General features: G+C 71.2%; 2 protein-coding genes. Both read right to left on the bottom strand.

The genetic code is table 11. The annotated features are described in order from the left end of the window. On the bottom strand, nt 1-607 hold a 607-nt coding region (locus tag G7A99_RS25585), incomplete at its 3' end, for a quinolinate synthase (RefSeq protein ID WP_240466298.1). A 34-nt stretch (nt 608-641) separates the two neighbouring features. Beyond that, a complete protein-coding gene (locus G7A99_RS15105; protein WP_018717771.1) occupies nt 642-1,313 on the bottom strand; it encodes an NUDIX domain-containing protein in 672 nt (223 codons plus the stop codon). Nucleotides 1,314-1,383: the final 70 nt, after the last annotated feature.

Raw genomic sequence — 1,383 nt, 5'->3', positions numbered from 1 at the left:
AGGCCCCGTCCCACAGGAGCATGTCCGCGCCGGTCTCGCGGCGGATGTAATCGCCGAGGTGGCGGTCCGGCCCCCAGAGGATCGGCTCGCCGCGCGCGTGGAGGTGCCGGATGACGTCCACCGCAATGCTGGAGGTCACGACCCAGTCCGCACGCGCCTTCACCGCCGCGCTGGTGTTGGCGTAGACCACCACCGTGCGCTCCGGGTGGGCGTCGCAGAAGGCGGCGAACTCGTCCGGCGGGCAGCCCTCGTCCAGCGAACAGGTCGCCTCCAGCTCGGGCATGATCACGCGCTTGTCCGGGGTGAGGATCTTGGCGGTCTCACCCATGAAGCGCACGCCCGCCACCACCAGGGTCGAGGCAGGGTGATCCGCGCCGAAGCGCGCCATGTCCAGGGAGTCCGAGACGTGGCCGCCGGTCTCGTCCGCCAGGGCCTGGATCTCCGGGGCCGTGTAGTAGTGCGCCACGAGCACCGCGTCGCGGGCCTCGAGCAGCTCGCGAATGCGTGCCCGCAGGGTATCGGCCTCACCGGCGCGCAGGGTCTCGTCCGCGCTGAAGGCCTCGGCCCGCAGGTGTGTGCCGGTGCGTGCCGGCTCGGCGTTGTTCATCGCCAGTCCTCCCCACACCGGGACGCACCCGGTGTCACTTGATGATCTCGACCCGGCCCGGTGTCCGGCGCCGGTACAGCCGCGCAGGGCGGTGATTGCCCGCGCGGTAGGTCTCGCCGGTGGGCTCGACGCACTCCAGCGCACCAATGCGCTTGCGAAAGTTGCGCTTGTCCAGCGGTTCGCCGCCGATGACCTCGTAAACGCCCTGCAGGTGGCTGAGGGTAAAACGCTCCGGCATCAGCTCCAGGGCGATGGTGGAATAGGCGAGCTTGGCCGACAGCCGGCGGTGCGCCATGGCCACCATCTCCGCGTGATCGAAGGCGAGCGGCGGGAGCGCGTCCACCGCGTGCCAGGCGGCGTCCGGCCCGTCCGGCAGCCCCGCCGCCACGCTCGCCGGCACCAGCGCGAAGTACGCCACCGCCACCACCCGCCCGCGGGGATCGCGTCCGGGACGGCCGAAGGTGTAGAGCTGCTCGCGGTAGACACGGTCCAGTCCCACGTCGCCGCCGAGCACCCGCTGGGCCCCCTCCTCCGGGGACTCATCGTCGCGAAGCAGCGTGCCGGGCAGCGCCAGGCTGCCGGCAAACGGCGTGCGGTGCCGGCGCTGCAGGCGCACCCGCAACGCGTCGTCGCCGACACTGAAGACCACCACATCCGCGGACACCCCCAGCCAGCCGGCCGGGCACACCGCCTCCGCCTCGCGCACCGTCGTGTCCCTCCACGTACAGGAGCCTCCAACTTAGTGTCGAATCAACACTATGTCAATTCGGTTGCAC

This window comes from Arhodomonas sp. KWT (assembly GCF_010993615.1).
This window is presented reverse-complemented; position numbering and strand designations above follow the sequence as displayed.